Genomic DNA, 19,668 nt, shown 5'->3' with positions numbered 1-19,668 from the left:
CCAGCCGTCGAGCAGCGCCGATATCGTAGCGCCATGACGAGCATGATTGACCTGCTAGCGCCCGCCCGTTAACGCGACTTATTCGCACTAGCGGGGGAAGTGCTGGTTTATGACGCGCGCGGTTCTGTTTCAACTTCACTGGTTCCTCGGGATCACCGCTGGCCTCGTGCTGGCGGTGATGGGGGTGACCGGCGGGTTGATGAGCTTCGAGCCGGAGATCATCGCGGCGCTCAATCCTGGCGTCGTGACGGTTTCGCGCGTGGCGGGCGCTCCCCTACCCGCCCCGGCGCTGATCGCGCGGTTCGAGGCGCAGCGCCCCGGTGCACGCATCACGCGCCTGGTGGTGGAGCGTGACCCGCGCCGGGCGGCGGCGGTCACCTTCACCTTGAAGGGCTCGAAGGAGCGGCGACGCACCTTCCTCGATCCCGCGACCGGCGTATTGCTTGGCGAGCCGCGTGGAGAGGGCTTCTACGGTGTCGTCGAGGATCTGCATCGCTGGCTGGCGTTGCCGGGGCATGGCAACGGCTGGGGCCGCCAAATCACCGGCTTCGCGGCATTGTCGCTGATCTATTTCGCGCTTTCCGGCCTGTACCTTCGCTGGCCACGGCGACCGCTCGACTGGCGCAACTGGCTGGTGCTCGACCTGCGCATGACCGGGCGCAACCTGTACCGCGCGCTGCATGCGGTGATCGGCGGGTGGGTACTGCTGTTCTACCTCATCAGCGCCGGGACGGGCCTGTGGTGGTCATATGGCTGGTATCGCAGCGGGGTGCAGCATCTGCTGGCGGTCGAACGGCCGCACGAAGCGCGGGGGCGTCCCGGCAAGGGGGCACCCGTGGATTGGTCGCGCGCATGGGAGACGTTTGCGCGCGTCACCGACGGACGACGCTATGACAGCATCACCGCCAGCAATCGCGACGCCGCCGCGGTACAGTTTCGCGCCACCTTGCCCGGCGCGCGGCATGATCGCGTGTCGGACGACCTTACGATCGACAGCGTGAGTGGGAAGGTCGTCTCGGACGCGCGCTATGCGGATCGCGCGGTTGGCGAGGACATCGTCGCCAGCGTTCTCGAGATCCACCGCGGTGCCTATTTCGGCATACCCGGTCGGGTCGTGATGATGCTGACAAGCCTGACGATGCCGCTGTTCACGATCACCGGCTTCCTGCTCTATTTCGGGCGACGGCGGCGCAAGCGCGCGCTGGCGCAGGTCGCTCCGGTGACGACGACCGCGGATGCGGCGGGGACGCTGGTCGCCTACGCCAGTCAGACCGGCACGGCCGAGCGGATCGCGCGGCTTACCGCTCAAGCGTTGCCCAATGCCGCCGCGCTGCCGATCGCGGCGCTTGACGCGGCGCGGCTCGCACGCGCCGAGCGGCTGTTTGTGGTGGCGAGCACCTATGGCGAAGGAGAGCCACCCGATGCCGCGCGCAGCTTTGCACGGACGATGGGCGGGGCCGCGCCCGACCTGACGCATCTCTCCTACGCCGTGCTGGCGCTCGGCGATCGCGAATATCGCGACTATTGCGCATTCGGTCACCGCGTCGATCGCTGGCTGCACGGCGCCGGCGCGGCGCGACTGTTCGACGCAGTCGAGGCAAATGGCGAGGACGTCGACGCGCAGCGGCAATGGCAGCAGCAGCTCGCCGGGCTGGGCGCGCGGACCGATCAGCCGGATTGGGCACCCGCGCCGATGACCGATTGGCGGCTGGTCGAACGCCGGCTGCTCAATCCCGGCAGCGTCGGAGGTTCGGCGTGGCACGTCGCGCTGGAGCCGGTCGACGGTTCTGCGACATGGCAGGCGGGCGACATTTTGGAGGTGTTGCCGCAGCAAAGCGCGGCGCGGGTCGATGCGTTCATGCGGACGCACGATCTTGTCGAGACAGAAGCGCTGCGGGCCACGCTGATGACGCGGCTGCTACCGGCGGCATGTGACGAGCCGTTCGACCTGAAAGGGCTCAAGCCGCTTCCGCATCGCGACTACTCGATCGCGTCGGTGCCGGGTGACGGTCGCGTGGAGTTGATCGTTCGAGCCTGTCAGGCGGCGGACAGCTTCGCGGGGCTCGGCTCCGGGTGGTTGACCGAGGGGGCAGCGTTGAACGGTGTGGTGCGAGCGCGCATCCGCAGCAACCCCGCCTTCCATGCGCCGGCCGACGCTTCGACCCCGCTGATCCTGATCGGCAACGGCACCGGATTGGCCGGTCTGCTGGGGCATCTGCGGCAGCGCAAGGTGGACGGTGGGGCGACGTCGTGGCTGTTCTTCGGTGAGCGAAACGCAGCGTGCGACGATCTTCACGCCGAGGCGCGAGCGGTGCTCACCAATCAGGGAGTGCTGGCGGACACGTTCGCTGCCTGGTCACGCGACCGTGACGGGCCGCGCTACGTACAGGATGCGGTGGCGGCCGAAGCGGAGCGCATCGCCTCCGCGGTGGCTGCGGGTGCGGCAATCTACGTCTGCGGCAGCATCGCGGGCATGGCACCCGGCGTCCATGCCGCGCTCGCGGTCATTCTGGGCGAGGATGTGCTCGAGCAGATGCTGGAAGAGGGACGCTATCGCCGCGATATCTATTGAGGCGATTTGGGCATCAACATTGCGCGCGGCTTCGCCTAGGACGTCGGCATGATTGACGTGTGCCATTCACAGCGCCAGGCGCGGCGGTGACCGAAGCGCGCTACGATGTCGTGATCGTCGGTGGCGGCCATGCCGGCGCGCAGGCCGCGATCGCCTTGCGCCAGGAAAAGTTCGCCGGCACGGTCGCGATCCTCGCCGCGGAGCCGGAGCTTCCGTACGAGCGCCCGCCGCTGTCGAAGGAGTATCTGGCCAGCGACAAGCCTTTCGAACGGCTGCTGATCCGTCCGGCAACATTCTGGACGGAACGCGAGGTCGATATCCTGCTTGCGGAAGCGGTGATCGCCGTCGATGCCGCTGAGCGGGTGTTGCGAACCGACAGCGGCCGGGCGATCGGCTATGGCGAGCTGATCTGGGCGACCGGCGGCGCGCCGCGGCGGCTGACGTGCGACGGTCATGCGTTGCGCGGTGTCCATGCGATTCGCACCCGTGGCGATGTCGACCGGCTGCTCGCCGAATTGCCCGGGGCACGACAGGTCGTGGTGCTCGGCGGCGGCTATATCGGGCTGGAGGCAGCGGCGGCGTTGACCAAGCTCGGCAAGCCGGTGACCTTGGTCGAGACGCTCGACCGGGTGTTGGCGCGCGTGGCGGGCGAGCCGCTGTCGCGCTTCTTCGAGGCGGAGCATCGCGCGCGCGGCGTGCGTGTCCTGCTGAACGCGCGGGTGGTGTGTGTCGAGGGCAGCGACAAGGTCGATGGCGTACGGCTCGCCGATGGCGAGTTGCTCCCCGCCGATATCGTCATCGTCGGGATCGGCATCGTCCCAGCGATCGAGCCGTTGGTCGCCGCCGGCGCATCGGCCGGTGACGGGGTGTTGGTGGATGCGCAATGTCGCACCACCCTGCCGCATGTCTTCGCGATCGGCGATATCGCCGCTCACGCCAACGCCTTCGCCGATGGCGCGACCATCCGGCTGGAATCGGTGCAGAATGCCAACGACCAGGCGGTGATCGCCGCCCGGACGATCGTCGGGCGCGAGGCGCGCTATGAGGCGATGCCCTGGTTCTGGTCGAACCAATATGATTTGAAGCTTCAGACCGTCGGCCTGTCTGCCGGGTTCGACGAAGCCGTGGTGCGCGGCGAACCTGCCGCGCGATCATTCTCGGTGATCTACCTGCGCGGCGGGCGGGTGATCGCGGTCGATGCGGTCAATGCCGTGAAGGACTATGTACAGGGTCGCGCGCTGGTCGTCGCGGGCGCGAAGGTCGACCCAGCCGACCTTGCCAATACCGGCAAGTCGTTGAAGGAGCTCCTCTAGGCCGCGTTTATGTCGATCAACGACAGCGACGACCGGGTTCGCCATGGCTCCGGTGCACGGCCTTACCAAAAGGAAGTTCGCCATGGCTGATGCGCAGACACCCTCCGCTGGCGCCTCGGCGCTGCTGATCATCGACATGATCAACGATCTGGCGTTCGATGGGGGTGAGCAACTCGCACCAGCGGCGATCGCGGCGGCGGAGCGGATCCGCGCGTTGCGCGACGCCGCCGAAGCGGCGGGCGTCCCGGTGATCTACGTCAACGACAATTTCGGCCATTGGCTTTCCGAGCGCGGCGCGATCGTCGATCACTGCCGCACGGATGCGAGCCGCGGCAAGCCATTGATCGAGCTGCTGCGTCCGCGCGACGACGATTATCTCATCGTGAAGCCGCAGTTCTCGGGCTTCTACGCCACCAACTTGCCGGTGCTGTTGCCGCAACTGGGCGTCCGTCGATTGATCCTGACGGGGATCGCCGCCGACATCTGCGTGCTGTTCACCGCCGCCGATGCGCATATGCGCGACTATGACCTGTGGGTGCCCGAAGACACCGTGGCGAGCGAGCAGCCCGAGCATCAGCAATGGGCGCTGGAACTGATGCGGCACAGCATGTGCGCCGAAACCGCCGCCAGCGACACGCTGTCGTTGGCGGAATGGCTCGACCGCGCCGAACAGGGCTAGCTGCGACGGGAACTCGCACGCGGGCGCAGCGCGTCGAGCGCGTCGGCATTGTCGCGCCCCCATGCGTAGAGCAGCTCGATCGGCTCGACGAAACGCCGGCCCAGCGGGGTCAGGCGATATTCGACCATCGGCGGCATGACGCTTTGCACATGCCGGCTGAGGAGTCCGCTTTCCGCCATGTCGCGCACAGTCTGCGTCAGCATCTTCTTGGAGATGCCCGGCAGGCTGCGTTGAAGGACGCCGGTGCGCGCCGCGCCATCGTGGCGGGCATGGAGCGTGTGGAGCACCATGCTGGTCCATTTGGTGGCGAACAGTTCCAGCACGCGGCGCGGCGCGCAATCCTCTCGCCATTCCTGATCGTGTGAGCCGGGCTGCATCTGGTTACCTTTGTGTGCCTGGGGGCGTGGATGGTGCCGTCTAGAAGCCCGGCTGGCCGGTGCCTAGCTATTGAGCGCAAAGGAGCATTTATGGCGAAGACGGCATTGGTGGTTGGGGCGAGCGGGATCGTCGGCGCGGCGACGGCGGCGCTGCTGGTGGAGCGCGGGTGGACGGTGCACGGGCTCGCGCGGCGTCCGGTCGCGCAGGATGGCGTGCTCCCAGTGGTGGCGGATCTGCAGGACGCGGAAGCGACCGTGGCGGCGCTGCGCGACGTGAACCCGGATGCGGTTTTCATCACGACCTGGGCGCGGCAGGACAGCGAGGCGGAGAACATCCGCGTCAACGGCACGATTGTGCGCAACCTGCTCGACGCCCTGCCCCGTTCGGAAGGGCCGCGGCATGTCGCGCTCGTCACGGGCCTAAAGCATTATCTCGGACCGTTCGAAGCCTATGGAAAGGGCACGCTGCCGCAGACGCCGTTTCGCGAGGAACAGGGCCGGCTGGACGTCGAGAATTTCTATTACGCGCAGGAGGACGAACTGTTCGCCGCGGCGGCGCGCGACGGCTTCACGTGGAGCGTGCATCGTCCGCATACCGTGATCGGCCTTGCCGTGGGCAATGCGATGAACATGGGAACGACGCTGGCGGTCTATGCGACGTTTTGCCGCGAAACGGGTCGCGCCTTCACGTTCCCCGGGTCGGCGGCACAATGGTCGGGGCTGACCGACATGACCGACGCCGGGCAGCTCGCCGCACATCTGCTCTGGGCGACCGAGACGCCGGCTGCGCACGATCAGGCGTTCAACGTCGTCAACGGCGACGTCTTCCGGTGGCAGTGGATGTGGGGGCGGATCGCCGAATGGTTCGGGGTCGAGCCGGCGGGGTTCGACGGCGTCGTGCGGCCGCTCGAGCAGCAGATGGCGGACGATGCTCCGCTCTGGCGCGAGATCGCGGCGCGCGAAGGGTTGGCCGAGCCCGATCTCGATCGCCTCGCGTCGCCGTGGCACACCGACGCGGATCTCGGTCGCCCGATCGAGGTGGTGACCGACATGGGAAAGAGCCGGCGGCTCGGCTTCACCGGCTACCAGCCGACCGACGATGCGTTCTTCGCGCTGTTCGAGCGGCTGCGTGCGGCGCGGCTGATCCCGTGAACTGAGTAAGAGCCGCCCGCCCCGACCGGGACGGGCGGCGGCACAGCTTACAGCCTCAGCGAGACACCTGCGACGATCTGCCGTCCGAGCAGATCATAGCCCATGATCGTATTGCCGCGCAGCAGCCCGATCTTGGAGCGGCTGTCCGGCACGATCGGCGGATCGCGATCGAACAGATTGTTCGCGGCGATGCGGAACGTCATGCGCTTGCTGATGTCGAAGCCGACCGCGAGATCGATCCAGTCATAGGCGGCGATGCCCGGATATTGGTCGCGACGCTGGCTTTCGTCCTGCTGCGGAATGCCCGTGCTGGCCGGCGCGTAGAAGGTCGTCGGCATCCCGCTGCGGTGACGCCAGTTGACCGACACGTTGGCGATGCGCTCCGGCGCGAACCACGTCACGCGCATCTGGTGCGACCAGCGCGGCATGCTCTCGCCGCACCCGCTGCTGAAATAGCCGGTGCAGTTGCGCTGGACCGCGGTCGGCGACGCCTGCCCGCCATTGCGCGTCATCAGCGTGCCGTTGAAGCTGACGTCGAGCAGCCCGGCGCCGCCCATGCCGACATTATACTGGCCCTGGAAGTCCCAGCCGTAGGATTGCTCCTTGTAGCCGTTCGTCGATCCGCGCGCGACCCAGCCGGTCGCCGGGCTGGTCGCGGGCGAGCTGGACAAAGTGCCGGTGCCGGGATTGCGGACGACGCCGCGGCAGAAATACTCGAGGCCGGTGGTCAGGCATTCGTTGATGAAGTCCTGCGGCTGCACGAACGTCAGCTGGTCCTCAAGGTCGATCAGCCAGCGATCGACCGACACCGTCAGGCCGGGGATGAAGCGCGGGCGCAGCACGACGCCGAACGTCTTGGTATAGGCGGTTTCCGGCTTCAGGTTGAACCCGCCCTCGCGCACGGTACACGCGTCGTTCGGACAGATCAGCGTCGCGCTGCCGTACAGGTTCGCGGGCAGCCCGGTGTTGGCGCATTGCGCCGCGCTGTAGAGCGGCGCGAGACGCGGGCCGCTGGGATTGCTGCTGTCGATGCGCGGGGCGCAGGGATCGGCGTAGAAGCCCTGGTTCCAGAAGATGTTCGTTGCCCCGGCGGCTGCGCCAACGCCCGGCGCCGCCTGCGCCTTGTTATAGGATGCGCGGAAGGTGACGTCCTCGATCGGCGCCCAAAGGCCCTCGATCTTCCAGGTGCTGAAGCGGTTCTCGAGCCGGTTGTACTTCGACACGCGATAGCCGCCGTTGAATTGCAGCAACCGCGTCCACGACTGATTCTCGACCAGCGGGGCCTGGATTTCGGCATTGGCCTCGAAGATGTTCTGCGTGACGCGCTGGTTCTGGCCGCCGTTGTTGTCGATAAAGATCTGGTTGACGACCGTCCGCTCCATCTCCTCACGATATTCGGCGCCGAGCGCGATCGCGACGCCCTGTTCGGCGAAGGGCGAGGTGATGCCGTACTTGCCGAGGTCGCCGCTGGTGGTGGCAAGGATCTGCAACAGCCGCGGGATGCGCGTGCTGATCCCGCCCGACGCCGCGCCGTACAGATAGTTGTTGAGCGCCTGGTCCTTGTTGAACGGCGCAAAGGCGTTGAACGGGACGCACGACGGGTCGCTGCCGTTCACGACCGAGCGGCAGGTCGGCACGCCGCCGACGTTGACGACGTCGAGCGAGCGATTGACGTTGGCGAACTGCGCGAACGGCTGGTCGATCGTGTCGAGCCGCGCACGCGAGATCATCGCCGCGACGTCATAGGTCCAGACGTCGTTGAGCCCCTTCCCGCGCAGGCCCGCGACGATACGATAGCCCTCGTTGGTGAACTTCGACCGGACCAGCGGCAGACCGTCGAAGCGGTAGCGCACGTCGATCGGCGCATATTGCCCCGCCACCCCGGCGTTGGCGCCGCACAGATCGGTGCGCTGCGACGCCGACAGGAACGGATTGTCGCAATTCACCTGATAGGGATCGGTGCCATATGCGCCGAAGTTGAAGGTGCGGTTCAGGATCGTGTTGTACGACTTGTCGCGGTAGAACAGCGCGTTGGCATAAAGCTCGATATCGCTGGTGATCTCGGCCGTCAGGAAGCCGCCGACATTGACGCGCTCGAACGGGCGCTGGAACGCGTGATCGTCATAGGGGTTCGCCGACGAGCCTGCTGGTCCGCTGTTGATCGGGATGAAGGTGCCGTCGCCGTTCGGATTGTTGACGAGCTGCTGCCCCGCACGCGGGCCGGACTGCGGGATGATCGTGCCGGCGGGGGTGAAGCTGGCACGATTGCAGCCGAGCGGCGCATTGTTGGCCGATTGCGTCACCTCGCACACCGCTGTCGAGCGGTCGCCCAGCTTCACGATATTGGACTGGCGATAGTTGATGAAGCTGCTGAAGTTGACGCGGCCGTCGAACAAATTGGTGCCGGCCGCGAGGCTGATGTCGCTGCGCCCGCCGTCGTTGGTCAGGCCATTCGGCGATGCGAAGCCAGCGCGGCGAGCCGCCTCGGTGACCGCGTTAGCGGAATTGTCGTGGTTGAAGAAGCTGTAGTTCGCATCGATGCGGATGCCGGAGAAGTTCTTCTTCAGGATGAAGTTGACGACACCAGAGACCGCGTCCGAACCATAGACCGACGATGCGCCGCCGGTGAGCAGGTCGATCCGCTCGACGAGTGCGTTAGGGATGATCCCGACGTCGACGGTGTTCGGCAGGCCGATCCGCAGCCCGTCGATCAGCATCAGCGTCCGCTCATAGCCGAGGCTGCGCAGCTTGATGCGCTGACGCCCTTCGGAATCGCTGAAGTTCTGCTCCGAATTGACCTGCACCTGCGGCAAGCGGTTGACGACTTCCTCGATCGTCGTCGCGCCCTGCGCGGCGATGTCGAAGGCGGTGGTGGTCACGATCGGCGCGGCGGAACGATTGTTCGGGCGAACGATGCGCGTACCGGTGACGACCACGTCCTGCGCGCTGGCGGTGTCGTTGTCACGCCCGACATCGGCGGCCAGCTTGGCGGACGCGACCGGATCGCCGATCGACGTCGCGGGGGTCGTGTCGGTCTGTGCTGCGGCCATCGACGGCATCGCCAGCAGTGCTGCCGCGCAACAGCCGCCGGCGAGCATCGTTCTCATCGTCATCATCTTCATTCCCCTAACGCTCCCTGAAGCGTCCGGAGTGATCGGCCCGCGTCCGCCTTTTCAGCGGATCGTGAACGGCTGACCCTCCGACCTCAGCCACGCGGGTTTGTCACTGCCAAGATGATTTAACAATGAAAAATGACTTCATTTCATCCGCTGGTCACAAATTGGTCTGATGGTAGCGTGACCATCATATCTGGTCTGTACCCAGACGTTTACCGGCATCGTTCAGGCAGCTAACCGAACGCCGCTCCCCGTCCCCGAACGCCGCGCGCCGGGATCCTCGACGGCAAAGCGCGATACCTGCCGAGACAGTTCGTCGGCTTCGCTTGCGAGGCTGCGCGCCGCCGCGGTCGCTTGCTCGACCATCGCGGCATTCTGCTGCGTCACGCCGTCCATTTCGGAGACGGCGGTGTTGACCTGGTGGAGCCCGACCGCCTGCTGCTCGGCGGCGGTGCTGATCGCGGACATCAACGCGCTGATGTCGCTGATCCGCGCGTTGATCGTCTGCAACGCCGTGCCGGCCTCCGCGACCAGCTCGACGCCCAGATCGACCTGTTCGGACGAGGTGGTGATCTTTGCCTTCACGTCCTTCGCCGCATCGGCGGAGCGCTGCGCCAGGGCGCGAACCTCCTGCGCCACCACGGCGAAGCCCTTGCCTGCGTCGCCCGCGCGCGCGGCCTCGACACCGGCGTTGAGCGCCAGCAGATTGGTCTGGAAGGCGATCGCGTCGATGACGCTGATGATGTCGCTGATCTCGCTCGACGAACGCTCGATGCCGCCCATCGCATCGACCGCGCGCCGCACGACGTCGCCTGAGACCGCCGCTTCGTGCCGCGCAGCCGCCACGATCTTGTCCGCCTGCGCGGCGTCCTTGGCGGTTTGTTGCACGGTGCTGGTGATTTCCTCCATCGCCGCGGCCGTTTCCTCAAGGCTGGCCGCTTGCTGCTCGGTGCGTTGCGAGAGGTCGTCGGATGCGGCGCGGATGTCGGCTGCGCCGCTCTTGATGTCGCTCGAGGCGCGCATCACGGCCGACATTACCTGTGCCATCGCTTCGATCGCGCGATTGAAGTCGGTTTCGAGACGCGCGAAAGCGGGCGGGAAGCCGGAAAGCCGTGCGCCGAGATCGGCGTTTGCCAGCCGCTGGAGCCCAGCCGCCATGTCATCCATGACCAATTGGCGCTCGTGGTCTGCGCGCTGCTTCTCGACGGCGGCATCGCGGAAGACGAGCACTGCCTTGGCGATGCTGCCGATCTCGTCGCCACGATCGGTGCTGGGGACCGCGATATCGGTGCGGCCCGACGCCATCTCCACCATGATCGCGGCCATGTCGACCACCGGCTTGGCCATCGAGCGCGACAGCAGCCAGCCGAGCGCCCCCGCCAGCGTGATCGCGAACAATCCGCCCAGCCCGAGGGCAAGTTCGACCATCCGTTCGGCGTGGCGCTGTTCGATGTCCTGACGTGCGATCCATTCGGTCTGCGCTGCCTGGATCTCCTTATGCACCTTGCGGATACCGCCGAGCTGTTTGGCGCCCGCCAGTTCGCGTGCGGTTTCACGCGTGGCGGGATTTTCGAAGGCGGCGAGCGTCGGTGCGACCTTCTTCGCCTGCCACTTCGCGACTTCTTCGAGGAACTCGTCGACCCGCCGGACCTGATCCGGACGCGGGGCGACCTGTTTCAGCCTGGCGGCGGCGGCATCGATCGCGGCGCGGTTTTCGTCATGTGTGTCGAGGAACGCCTGCTTGCCGAGCAAAACATAGCCACGGATCGCGCTCTGGCCCTCGACGACGCCGGTGAGCATGTCGTCGGCATGGTCGGAACCGAGCTTCGCCTGATCGCGCTGCACTGCCACCTCGTGCAGCCGCGTCACGTTCACGAACACGACCGCGCTGACCGCAGTAAAGGTGGCGATCAGCGAGGCGAAGGCGAGCGCAAGCTTTCGGGGAATGGAAAGATTACGAAAAGTCATGACATCCCCTCGGCTTACGACGAGGGGGATAGTGCGCGACCAGTTAACGGGGCGCTAAACGCGTAGATACCAGCCGCGCTTGTCCATGTATGCGATTGGATACCAGACGATCGCGACGAAGAGCGCCACTGGGGCCAGCGCTGCGATCTGCGTTCCGACGAGCGGTGCCAATATCTTGAAGGGGAGCTGGATCGCGTCGCCGGTCAGGATGATCGAGGCGACCTCGTGCAGCACATAGGCGGCGATCGCATTGCGGCCGAAGCTGCCGAACAGGTCGCCCTTGCGCGCGGGCCGATCGTCACGATCGAACCAGCCGTGGAACAGCCCGAGCAGGATGACGGTCAGGCCGGTCGAGAGCAGGACGAAGCTGCTGGTCCACAGGTTCTTGGCGATCGGGAAGACCACGCCCCATGCAAGCCCCGCCGCCACGCCGGCGACCCCGGCGAGCAGCAGTGTCTTCGCCGTGCGCTGAACCGGAAGGCCGCGGCGCAGGTAATCGCCGGCCAGCGTCCCGAGCAGCGCCTGTGCCACCGACGGCAGCGTGCCGAGCAATCCCTCCGGATCGTAACCGAACGGGCCTTTCACATATCGCCATTCGCCGAACACCACCCGGTCGACCCATGACACGAAGTTATGCCCCGGCACCCACAGGTCGGTCGGGCCGCCGCCCGGAACGGGAAGCAGGCACAACACCCAATAACCCAGCAGCAGCGCCGCCGCCGCGATCGCGCGCGCCCGCGTGCCGAGCCTCGGATAGAGCAAAGCGCAAACTGCGAAGACGATGCCAATCCGCTGCAACACGCCGGGTAGCCGCACGCCATGTTTGTGGAAGTCGGCGAGGAAGAACATATGGCCGAGCAACAGCCCGATCAGGATCATTCGCGCCGCACGTGCCAGCACGCGCCGCGTCGCGGCGGCGCTTGCCGCATCCCCGCGCGACGATATCGCGATCGACACGCCGACCATCGTCAGAAAAGCGGGGAAGACCGTGTCGGCGAGCGTGAAACCCGCCCAATCGGCGTGGAGCAGCGTCGCGAACACCGGCTTGTCGAGCGACTGCACCCCGGCGGTGGCGTTGACGGTGATCATCCCCGCCACCGTGACGCCGCGCAACAGGTCCAGCGAGCGCAGCCGGCGTCCGGCACGATCATGCGGATCGCGCGGCCCGGTGGCGAGCGGCCCCGGCTGCGCGGTGACGGACGGCTCGACTGCACTCATCGCGATCCCCCTTGCATCTTGATCAATAGGTCACCCGCACGCCGAGGTAGAAGGTTCGGCCGTTGTCATAATAGGCACGGGGGATCGCACGATCGCCAACGAAATAGTACAGCTTCGCATTGCCGATGTTCTGCGCATCCGCGCTGAGCGCCAGATGCGGCGTGACATGCACCAGCAGCGATCCGTCGAGCTGACCATAGCCGTCCTGCCACATCGCCGTCGCACGATCGATGCCCGAGCGGAACTTGGAACGATAGCTGTAGGCCAGCCGGGTGCTGACCAGATCGTTCTCGAAATAGCCGGTCAGGTTCCAGGTATGTTTGGAATTGCCGTCGATATCGCGTCCGAGATGGTCGCCCTCGGCAACCGCGCTGCGGTCCCGCTTCGCATCGGAATAGGTGTAATTGGCGATCATGCCGAATCCGCCCCAGATCGGCTGCTGCCAATTGACCTCGGCACCCTTGTTGAAGCCGCCGCCGCCGTTCACCGGCTCCTCGACGAGGAAATTCGCGCCGTTCGGGTGGAGGACGGTCCGGTAGAAGCGTTTGCTGGTCGTGGTGGTGATGTAGTTGCTGATATCGAGCGCGAAGATGCCGATCGAGAATAGCGACTGTGGCGCATAATAGAATTCGGCGGCAAGATTGAACTGCCAGGCGCGGAACGGATCGAGCCGCGGATTGCCGCCAGCGCTGCCGGTCAGGCTGAGATCGTCGACCGAGAAGGCGCCGGCAAGCTGCGCATAGCCCGGCCGCGACATCACCTTCGCCACCGCGCCGCGCAACAGCAATTTGTCGGTCGCGTTATAGGTCAGATTGGCGCTGGGCAGCACGTCCCAATAGGCGCGCCCGTCCTTCACCGCGCCGAACTCGCCGAACTTGTTGATGATCGTCGGCGCCACGTTCGGAGAATATTGTAGCGTGTCGATGTCGGTGCGAACCGAGCGCAGACCGAGATTGCCGCGCCAGTTGCTGTCGTTGCCGACCCGCGCCATCGCGTAGAAGGCGGTGTCCTTCTCTTCGACCGAAAAGCTCGACGGCGGATAGAACGCCTCATCGGTCCCGCCACGCGTCGCGAGGACCGCCTCGACCTTGTTCAGATCGGCGAGCGAATAGCGGCTCGGCACGCCGATCCGACGGTTGAAATTCCCCGGCGTGGTCGCGCCGGCGTAGGCATCGAACAGGCCGATCTGATTGGTGTCCACGGCGCCGTATACCGGGTCGGCCGTCGCGGTCTCGTTGCCTGCCCACAGGATTCCGGTTGAATCGACGGCGCGGCGATGGTTGGTGAAGCGCGCGCCGGTCTTGATCGCGCGCAGCCAGCTTGAATCCGGGAACTCCTGTTCCAGATCGCCCTGGGTGTAGAATTCCCTGTCGGGTGAAATCGTCGACCCGCCCCACACGCCGCTGAAATAGTTCTTCAGATAGGCCGAGGACGTCGGGTCGGTCGGCAGGCCGGGATAACTCAGGACTGCGCCCTTGCCCTGAAGCGCGTAGCTCATGCCGGTTTGCCAATAGGTTTCCCAGCCACGCTCCTTCGTGGTTGCGCCGCGCCCCTCGGTATAGCCGACATTGGCATGAACGGTCATGCCGTCGGCGGGCTTCCACTTCGCCTCGAGCGTGCCGTTCCATGTCGAGGAGAAGGCCGAGCGGAAGATGTCGTCCTGCACCCGCCCGAACGACGGGGCACCACCTGCCCCGGTTGCGGCCCATGCCGCCGAGGTGAGATAGGTAACGCCGCCATAGGCCTTGGTCGCGTATTTGCCGAGTGCGTAGCCCGGCGTACCGGGGGTCGATCTGTCACCGACCAGCTTGCTCGTCCACGCCATGCTGTTCACGTTGACGTTATTCGCGCTCATGCGGGTGTAGAGCCCGGTGGCGGTCAGTTCCAAGCGGTCGGTCGGCTTGAACTGCACCGATACGGTCCCGCCCTTGCGGATACGCTCCTGCGTGAAATATGCATCGCCGATCAGTGCCGGATAGGCGACCTCGACACCGCTGTTGTTGAAATTCTCCTGCGTGGAATAGCCGAGGAACTCCTGACCGTCGCGGCGGAAGGCGCGCGCCTCGTAGAAGCCCGCCGCCAGGATGCCGAACGTCCCGGCCTTGTTCTTCCAGCTGGCCACCGCCGACACCTGCGGCTTCCACTTGACGGAGAGGTCGTTGTAGGCGCCCTGCGCGGTCAGGTTGAACGTGCCTGCGGGCAGGTCGAGTGGCAGGCGGCTGTGGACGTTGATCGTGCCGCCGATCCCCCCTTCGGGAATGTCGGCCTGCGCGCTTTTGTACACCTCAAGGCTGCCGACGATTTCGGACGGGAACATGCTGAAATTGAAGCTGCGCCCGCCGTTCGCCTGATCGAGGACGAACCAATCGCCGGTCGCGAGGCTGTGCCCGTCGAGCAAGGTCAGGTTGAGTTCGGGATCGGTGCCGCGGATCGATACCGACTGGTTCTCGCCGAAGCCGCCGCCCGCCGAAGAACCGGTGACGACGTTGACGCCGGTCAGCCGCCCCAGCGAGTCCGCGACGTTCTTGTCGGGGAACTTGCCGATGTCCTGCGCAGTGATGACTTCGGACACCATGTCCGATCGCCGCTTCTGCGCGAGCGAAGCCTCGATCGAGGCGCGGATGCCGGTCACGACGACCTCGTCGCCCGTGTCGCCGATCCCGCTGCGTACCTGGCCGTCCGAAGCGATCGGAGGAGATTGTTGCGCCGTCATCGGCGCCGTCCCTTCTTGCGCCGCAGCCGATGCGGACATGATGAGCGCCAACACGCTGGCCGATGACGAAACGCCTCTAACGATCATGACTGCCCCCTTTGTAGTTGTTTTATTTTGGTCTTCTTCGTTGACTGAGAGCCGCGCCCCCGCGCAGCACGCTCAGCCTCATTATGCGGCAACAAACCTCTGGTTTGCGCAATTAGCAACCCCAAAAGTTACTCGTTTGTGTCCAATTATGTCGAAGGTGCTTTTTTGGTATTGTTAGGATGAAAGCCTCGTGACACGATCACGACCAGCGACGCATTAAGGCGCGACAGCAAAAAGGCAGGAGAAACATGGGGATAATGTCGATCGCATTGCTGTTGGCCTCCGCGGCGCCAGCCGGTGCTGTGCCGGCTTCGTCCCCAGCAGCTGATCTCGATCGGCTTGCTGCGCAGCTCGGCTACCGGGTCACGATCGTCGACAATCGCCCATCATACTGCCCGCCGCTGCCCGTCGATCCCAGCGCTCCGCCGCCGACTCCGGCACCGCCGCGCAAATGCGTGATGCTCGACATCGACCTCGATACGCCGACAGACGTCACCCCACCTGCCGGGCTCGAAGTCCGCATGAGCCTGATCGGCAGCGTGCTGCTGATGGACAGCGCGGAGTTCACCAGCCGATTGGTCAATGGCGACGTAACGATCTTCGCGCTCAAGCCCGGACAGACGCTCGCGGCCGGTCAGCACTATCGCATCCGGCTGACCGCCAGCGTGCCGTTCTTCTCGCGGGCGTTCGTGCTGCCCAACGCCGTGCTGGCCGCGCCCGGTGTCGCGCCGGTGGTGATCGCGGCGACGCGCCCCGGGACCGATCCCGAAACCGGGCTCGAAACCCTGCCCTATGTCGCGCCGATGACCGACGAGCCGCGGCTGGCGACCGCCGCCGCCGCCGACCGCAACGTCTGGCTTACGCCCGCGCGCGCCTTCGTCCGCTATGCCGCGCGCGGTGTGGCTGCCACGCCGGACATCGTCATTCTCCCCATGCCGGCGAACGTCGCCCGCCCGACCGGCGCGTTGCTCGAACTGTCCAAAGGCGTACGTGTAACGGTGCATGGAGGCGCACGTGTCCGGCTGGCACCCGCCCTCGACGCGCTGAGGCAGGCGGGGGTCGGCAAGGGCGTCGTGCCGTTGTCGATCACGATCGGCGACACCGCATTGGCAGCCGAAGCCTATCGGCTCGACGTCGCCGCAAGCGGGATACGCATCGTCGCGCGCGATGAGGCGGGTGCCGCTTATGCGTTGCGATCGTTGGCGCAGCAGGCGGCGTACGAAGGCTTGCGAATGAAGCCGCTGACGGTCGAGGATGCGCCGCGCTATGGCTATCGCGGGCTGCACGTCGATGTCGCGCGCAACTTCCATGACCGCGCCGAGATCCTGCGGCTGATCGAGCAGATGGCGGCGGTCAAGCTCAACACGCTCCACTTGCATCTGGGTGACGACGAGGGCTGGCGGATGGCGATCCCTGCCCTGCCCGAACTTACCGAGGTCGGCGCCTATCGCTGCCTCGACCTGACGGATCGTACCTGTCTTCAGCCGCAGCTGGGCGCCGATCCGGCGCGTGATGCGCCGACCAACGGTTATCTGAGCACCGGCGACTATCTCACGATCCTCGCCGCCGCCAAGGCGCGCCAGATCACCGTCGTTCCGTCGTTCGACATGCCGGGCCACTCGCGCGCGGCGATCAAGGCGATGGAAGCGCGCTATAGTCGGTTGATGGCGGCAGGGAAGCGTGCCGAAGCGGAGCGTTACCGGCTGGTCGAGCCCGGTGATACGACACGCTATCGCAGCATCCAGAATTACGACGACAATACGCTGAACGTCTGCATTCCGCAGACCTATCGCTTCGTCGATACCGTGATTTCCGAGATGGCGAGGCTGCACGCCAAGGCCGGGATGCCGCTACGCCTCTATCATATCGGCGCCGACGAAACCGCCGGCGCATGGCGCAATTCGCCGGCGTGTCAGGCGGAGGCAGCGCGGACGAATACGCCGGTCGCTCACCTCGGCGCGCGCTTCGTCGAGCGCGTGGCGACGATGCTCGCCAAGCGCGGGATCCGTGCCGGGGCATGGAGCGACGGGCTGACGCATGCCGATCCCGCCGCCCTGCCCGCGCAGACGCAATCCTATGTCTGGGGCGGATTGTTCGACCGCGGGGTGACGGAAGCGCATACCCATGCCAATCACGGCTGGCCGGTGATCCTGTCGATGCCCGACGTCACGTATCTCGACATGCCGCAGGCGGTGTCGCCCGACGAGCCCGGTGCGACCTGGGCGACGCGCGAGATTGATCTGTATCGGCTCTATGCGTTCATGCCCGGCAACCTTCCCGCCAATGCCGCCACGATGACCGATATCCTCAACCGGCCGGGTACGATAGAAGATCGCACTCCGCTGGCTGATGGCCGGCATGTCGCGGGCATCCAGGCGCAATTGTGGAGCGAGATGGTCCGGCGTGACTCGCAGGTGGAGTATATGCTGTTCCCGAGGCTGTTCGCACTGGCGGAGCGCGGTTGGTCGCGCGCGACCTGGGAACCGGCCTATGCGCCGGGCGCGCGCTACAGTTATGGCGACAAGCGGGTCGACACCGGCGCCTTGCTCGCCGGGTGGCGCGACTTCTCCGCTCGCGTCGCCGCGCGGCTACCGGCACTCGATCGCAACGGCATCACCTATCGCCTGTCCCCACCGGGCGCGCGGATCGTCGACGGGCGACTGGAGGCGATCGGCGAACTGCCGGGCATGCGGATCGAGTATCGGTCAGCGGGCGGGACATGGACCCGCTATGCCGATCCGGTTGCCGTCGATGGCCCGACCGAGGTGCGGAGCATGACCGCCGACGGTCGCCACGCAAGCCGCACCGTCACCGTACAGCCAGAGCGCACCGCGTGGCAGTGACCCGGTAGCACCACACCCGGTACGGCTTTCCCGCCCGATGCAACGCGGCTATTGCCGCCGTGGCGGAGGGGAACATATGGGTTCGATCAAGAGCACGCTGTCGGATCGGCAGGCGGTCTGGGCGTTCGTCCTCGGCTGCGTTGCGGTGACGATCGGCGTGGTCGCGCACCTGCCGATGTTCGCGATGGCGCGCGCGATGAACTATCGGCTGGCCGGAATGACGATGGACGGCATGATGATCGGCGGGATGGCGCTGATCGTGCTGGGAACGCTGGTCGCGGCGTACGGACTGCTGCCGCGCGACCTTGCGGCGCAGCGATCCGCCGCCGCCAACATCGTCGTGGCCGCACCCGAGGATGCGCAGTTGGGACCGGCGCATTGGGGGTTGATGGCGGTGCTGGTCGTCGCGCTGATCATCGATGTCATGAAACCCGCGTCGCTCGGCTTCACGGTGCCCGGCATGGTCGCCGAATATGGCGTCGCGAAGAAGACGGTGTCGCTGGTGCCGTTCTTCGCACTGGCCGGCACGGTCACCGGATCGGTGCTGTGGGGCTGGATCGCCGACGTCTATGGACGCAAGGCTTCGATCCTGTTGTCGGCGGTGATGTTCGTCGGCACCTCGATCTGCGGCGCGATGCCCAGTCTCGCATGGAACATCGCGATGTGCTTCATGATGGGCGCGGCGGCGGGCGGGATGTTGCCGGTCACCTATGCGCTGCTCGCCGAGATGATGCCGAACCGGCATCGCGGCTGGAGCCTGGTGCTGGTCGGCGGAATGGGCGCGGTCGGCGGCTATTTCGCAGCGAGCGGCATGTCGGCGGTGCTGCAACCGCTGTTCGGCTGGCGAATCCTGTGGCTCGCGAACCTGCCGACGGGGCTGACGCTGGTGCTGCTCGGCGCGCTGATCCCGGAATCGGCGAAGTTCCTGCTGGCGCGCGGGCGGGTGGCGGAAGCAGAGGTCGTGATGCGCCGCTTCGGCGCCACCGCGCGCACCACCTCTCCCGCAATGGCGACACCAACGCTTTCCTCGCAGCCGCTGCAGGGCGTGCATCTGTACGGGAAGCTGGCGGCGCTCAGCATCTGCGCCTTGTCGTGGGGCCTCATCAATTTCGGGTTGCTGCTATGGCTACCCGCCGATCTGGTCGCAAAGGGCTATTCGGTCGGTGTGTCGAGCCGCCTGCTGGCCGAAAGCGCGCTGATCGCCTTCCCGACCGTGTTCGTCGCGGCGCTGCTCTATAGCCGGTGGAGCACCAAATGGGCGCTGGCGACGATGATCGCTGTCACTCTGGCGGGGCTGTTGCTGGTGCTCCGGCTGGAGCTGGCGGGAAGCGGAAGCCCGGTGCTGCCGGTCGCGTTGCTAATCGTCGGGACGAACGGGATCATCGCGATCGTCTTGCCCTATGCCGCGGAGAGTTTCCCGTTGCGCGTGCGCGGGCGGGCGACGGGCTGGGTAGCAGCCTGTACCAAGGCGGGCGGGCTGATCGCGCAGGGGCTGACGATCAGCGGGGTTGCACTGTCGATGGGCACGTCCGCCCTGCTCGTCATGGTGCCGACCGCTTTGTCGTTCGTGCTCGTCGCATGGTTCGGGCTCGAGACGCGTGGCCGCGATCTGCGGACGCTCGATTAGGAT

At 66.1% G+C, this 19,668-nt stretch carries 11 protein-coding genes; 6 read left to right on the top strand and 5 right to left on the bottom strand.

Annotated features, from left to right (window positions below; translation table 11 throughout):
• Positions 1-109 precede the first annotated feature (109 nt).
• From QP166_RS07325 to QP166_RS07315, 3 genes are all read left to right on the top strand, one after another.
• Entirely contained in the window at positions 110-2,572 is a 2,463-nt protein-coding gene (locus QP166_RS07325; protein WP_333915327.1) for a sulfite reductase flavoprotein subunit alpha, read from the top strand.
• An 86-nt stretch (positions 2,573-2,658) separates the two neighbouring features.
• Complete coding sequence (locus tag QP166_RS07320) at positions 2,659-3,885, top strand: NAD(P)/FAD-dependent oxidoreductase (protein WP_333915326.1); 1,227 nt, start codon at positions 2,659-2,661, stop codon at positions 3,883-3,885.
• A gap of 82 nt (positions 3,886-3,967) precedes the next feature.
• The gene (locus QP166_RS07315; protein ID WP_333915325.1) at positions 3,968-4,564 is read left to right on the top strand and encodes an isochorismatase family cysteine hydrolase; all 597 of its coding nucleotides are present in this window, start codon (positions 3,968-3,970) and stop codon (positions 4,562-4,564) included.
• Here QP166_RS07315 and QP166_RS07310 read toward each other — a convergent pair.
• Positions 4,561-4,941: a winged helix-turn-helix transcriptional regulator gene (locus QP166_RS07310; RefSeq protein ID WP_333915324.1), complete on the bottom strand. Its 381-nt coding sequence runs from the start codon at positions 4,939-4,941 to the stop codon at positions 4,561-4,563. The genes QP166_RS07315 and QP166_RS07310 overlap by 4 nt on opposite strands.
• Positions 4,942-5,031: 90 nt before the next feature.
• On the opposite strand from QP166_RS07310, the gene QP166_RS07305 reads away from it, so the two are divergent.
• Complete coding sequence (locus QP166_RS07305; protein ID WP_333915323.1) at positions 5,032-6,093, top strand: SDR family oxidoreductase; 1,062 nt, start codon at positions 5,032-5,034, stop codon at positions 6,091-6,093.
• Positions 6,094-6,140: 47 nt separating this feature from the next.
• On the opposite strand, the gene QP166_RS07300 is transcribed toward QP166_RS07305, so the two are convergent.
• The 4 genes from QP166_RS07300 to QP166_RS07285 all read right to left on the bottom strand — a co-directional run bounded on the left by QP166_RS07300 (position 6,141) and on the right by QP166_RS07285 (position 15,108).
• Positions 6,141-9,209, bottom strand: coding sequence for a TonB-dependent receptor domain-containing protein (locus QP166_RS07300; RefSeq protein ID WP_333915322.1), 3,069 nt, complete (start codon positions 9,207-9,209; stop codon positions 6,141-6,143).
• A gap of 225 nt (positions 9,210-9,434) precedes the next feature.
• Entirely contained in the window at positions 9,435-11,177 is a 1,743-nt protein-coding gene (locus QP166_RS07295) for a methyl-accepting chemotaxis protein (RefSeq protein ID WP_333915321.1), read from the bottom strand.
• A 54-nt stretch (positions 11,178-11,231) separates the two neighbouring features.
• On the bottom strand, positions 11,232-12,395 hold the full coding sequence (locus QP166_RS07290; protein WP_333915320.1) for an acyltransferase family protein: 1,164 nt from the start codon (positions 12,393-12,395) through the stop codon (positions 11,232-11,234).
• Positions 12,396-12,417: 22 nt separating this feature from the next.
• Positions 12,418-15,108, bottom strand: coding sequence for a TonB-dependent receptor (locus QP166_RS07285; RefSeq protein WP_333915319.1), 2,691 nt, complete (start codon positions 15,106-15,108; stop codon positions 12,418-12,420).
• Positions 15,109-15,452: 344 nt separating this feature from the next.
• Between QP166_RS07285 and QP166_RS07280 the strand changes: the two genes are divergently transcribed.
• Positions 15,453-18,038, top strand: a complete 2,586-nt coding sequence (locus QP166_RS07280) for a family 20 glycosylhydrolase (RefSeq protein WP_333915318.1) — start codon at positions 15,453-15,455, stop codon at positions 18,036-18,038.
• Positions 18,039-18,114: 76 nt separating this feature from the next.
• On the top strand, positions 18,115-19,665 hold the full coding sequence (locus QP166_RS07275) for an MFS transporter (protein WP_333915317.1): 1,551 nt from the start codon (positions 18,115-18,117) through the stop codon (positions 19,663-19,665).
• Positions 19,666-19,668: the final 3 nt, after the last annotated feature.

The sequence above is a fragment of the Sphingomonas sp. LR60 genome, assembly GCF_036855935.1.
In the GTDB taxonomy this organism is placed as follows: Bacteria; Pseudomonadota; Alphaproteobacteria; order Sphingomonadales; family Sphingomonadaceae; genus Sphingomonas.
Note: the sequence above shows the minus strand (reverse complement) of the source record. Positions and strands in the feature narration are given on the sequence as shown.

What these genes read in the sequence shown, in the direction of transcription:
- QP166_RS07325 (WP_333915327.1), top strand. Translation starts at nt 110, where the DNA reads ATGACGCGCGCGGTTCTGTTTCAACTTCACTGGTTCCTCGGGATCACC.
- QP166_RS07315 (WP_333915325.1), top strand. Translation starts at nt 3,968, where the DNA reads ATGGCTGATGCGCAGACACCCTCCGCTGGCGCCTCGGCGCTGCTGATC.
- QP166_RS07310 (WP_333915324.1), bottom strand. Translation starts at nt 4,941, where the DNA reads ATGCAGCCCGGCTCACACGATCAGGAATGGCGAGAGGATTGCGCGCCG.
- QP166_RS07305 (WP_333915323.1), top strand. Translation starts at nt 5,032, where the DNA reads ATGGCGAAGACGGCATTGGTGGTTGGGGCGAGCGGGATCGTCGGCGCG.
- QP166_RS07300 (WP_333915322.1), bottom strand. Translation starts at nt 9,209, where the DNA reads ATGATGACGATGAGAACGATGCTCGCCGGCGGCTGTTGCGCGGCAGCA.
- QP166_RS07295 (WP_333915321.1), bottom strand. Translation starts at nt 11,177, where the DNA reads ATGACTTTTCGTAATCTTTCCATTCCCCGAAAGCTTGCGCTCGCCTTC.
- QP166_RS07290 (WP_333915320.1), bottom strand. Translation starts at nt 12,395, where the DNA reads ATGAGTGCAGTCGAGCCGTCCGTCACCGCGCAGCCGGGGCCGCTCGCC.
- QP166_RS07285 (WP_333915319.1), bottom strand. Translation starts at nt 15,108, where the DNA reads ATGACGGCGCAACAATCTCCTCCGATCGCTTCGGACGGCCAGGTACGC.
- QP166_RS07280 (WP_333915318.1), top strand. Translation starts at nt 15,453, where the DNA reads ATGTCGATCGCATTGCTGTTGGCCTCCGCGGCGCCAGCCGGTGCTGTG.
- QP166_RS07275 (WP_333915317.1), top strand. Translation starts at nt 18,115, where the DNA reads ATGGGTTCGATCAAGAGCACGCTGTCGGATCGGCAGGCGGTCTGGGCG.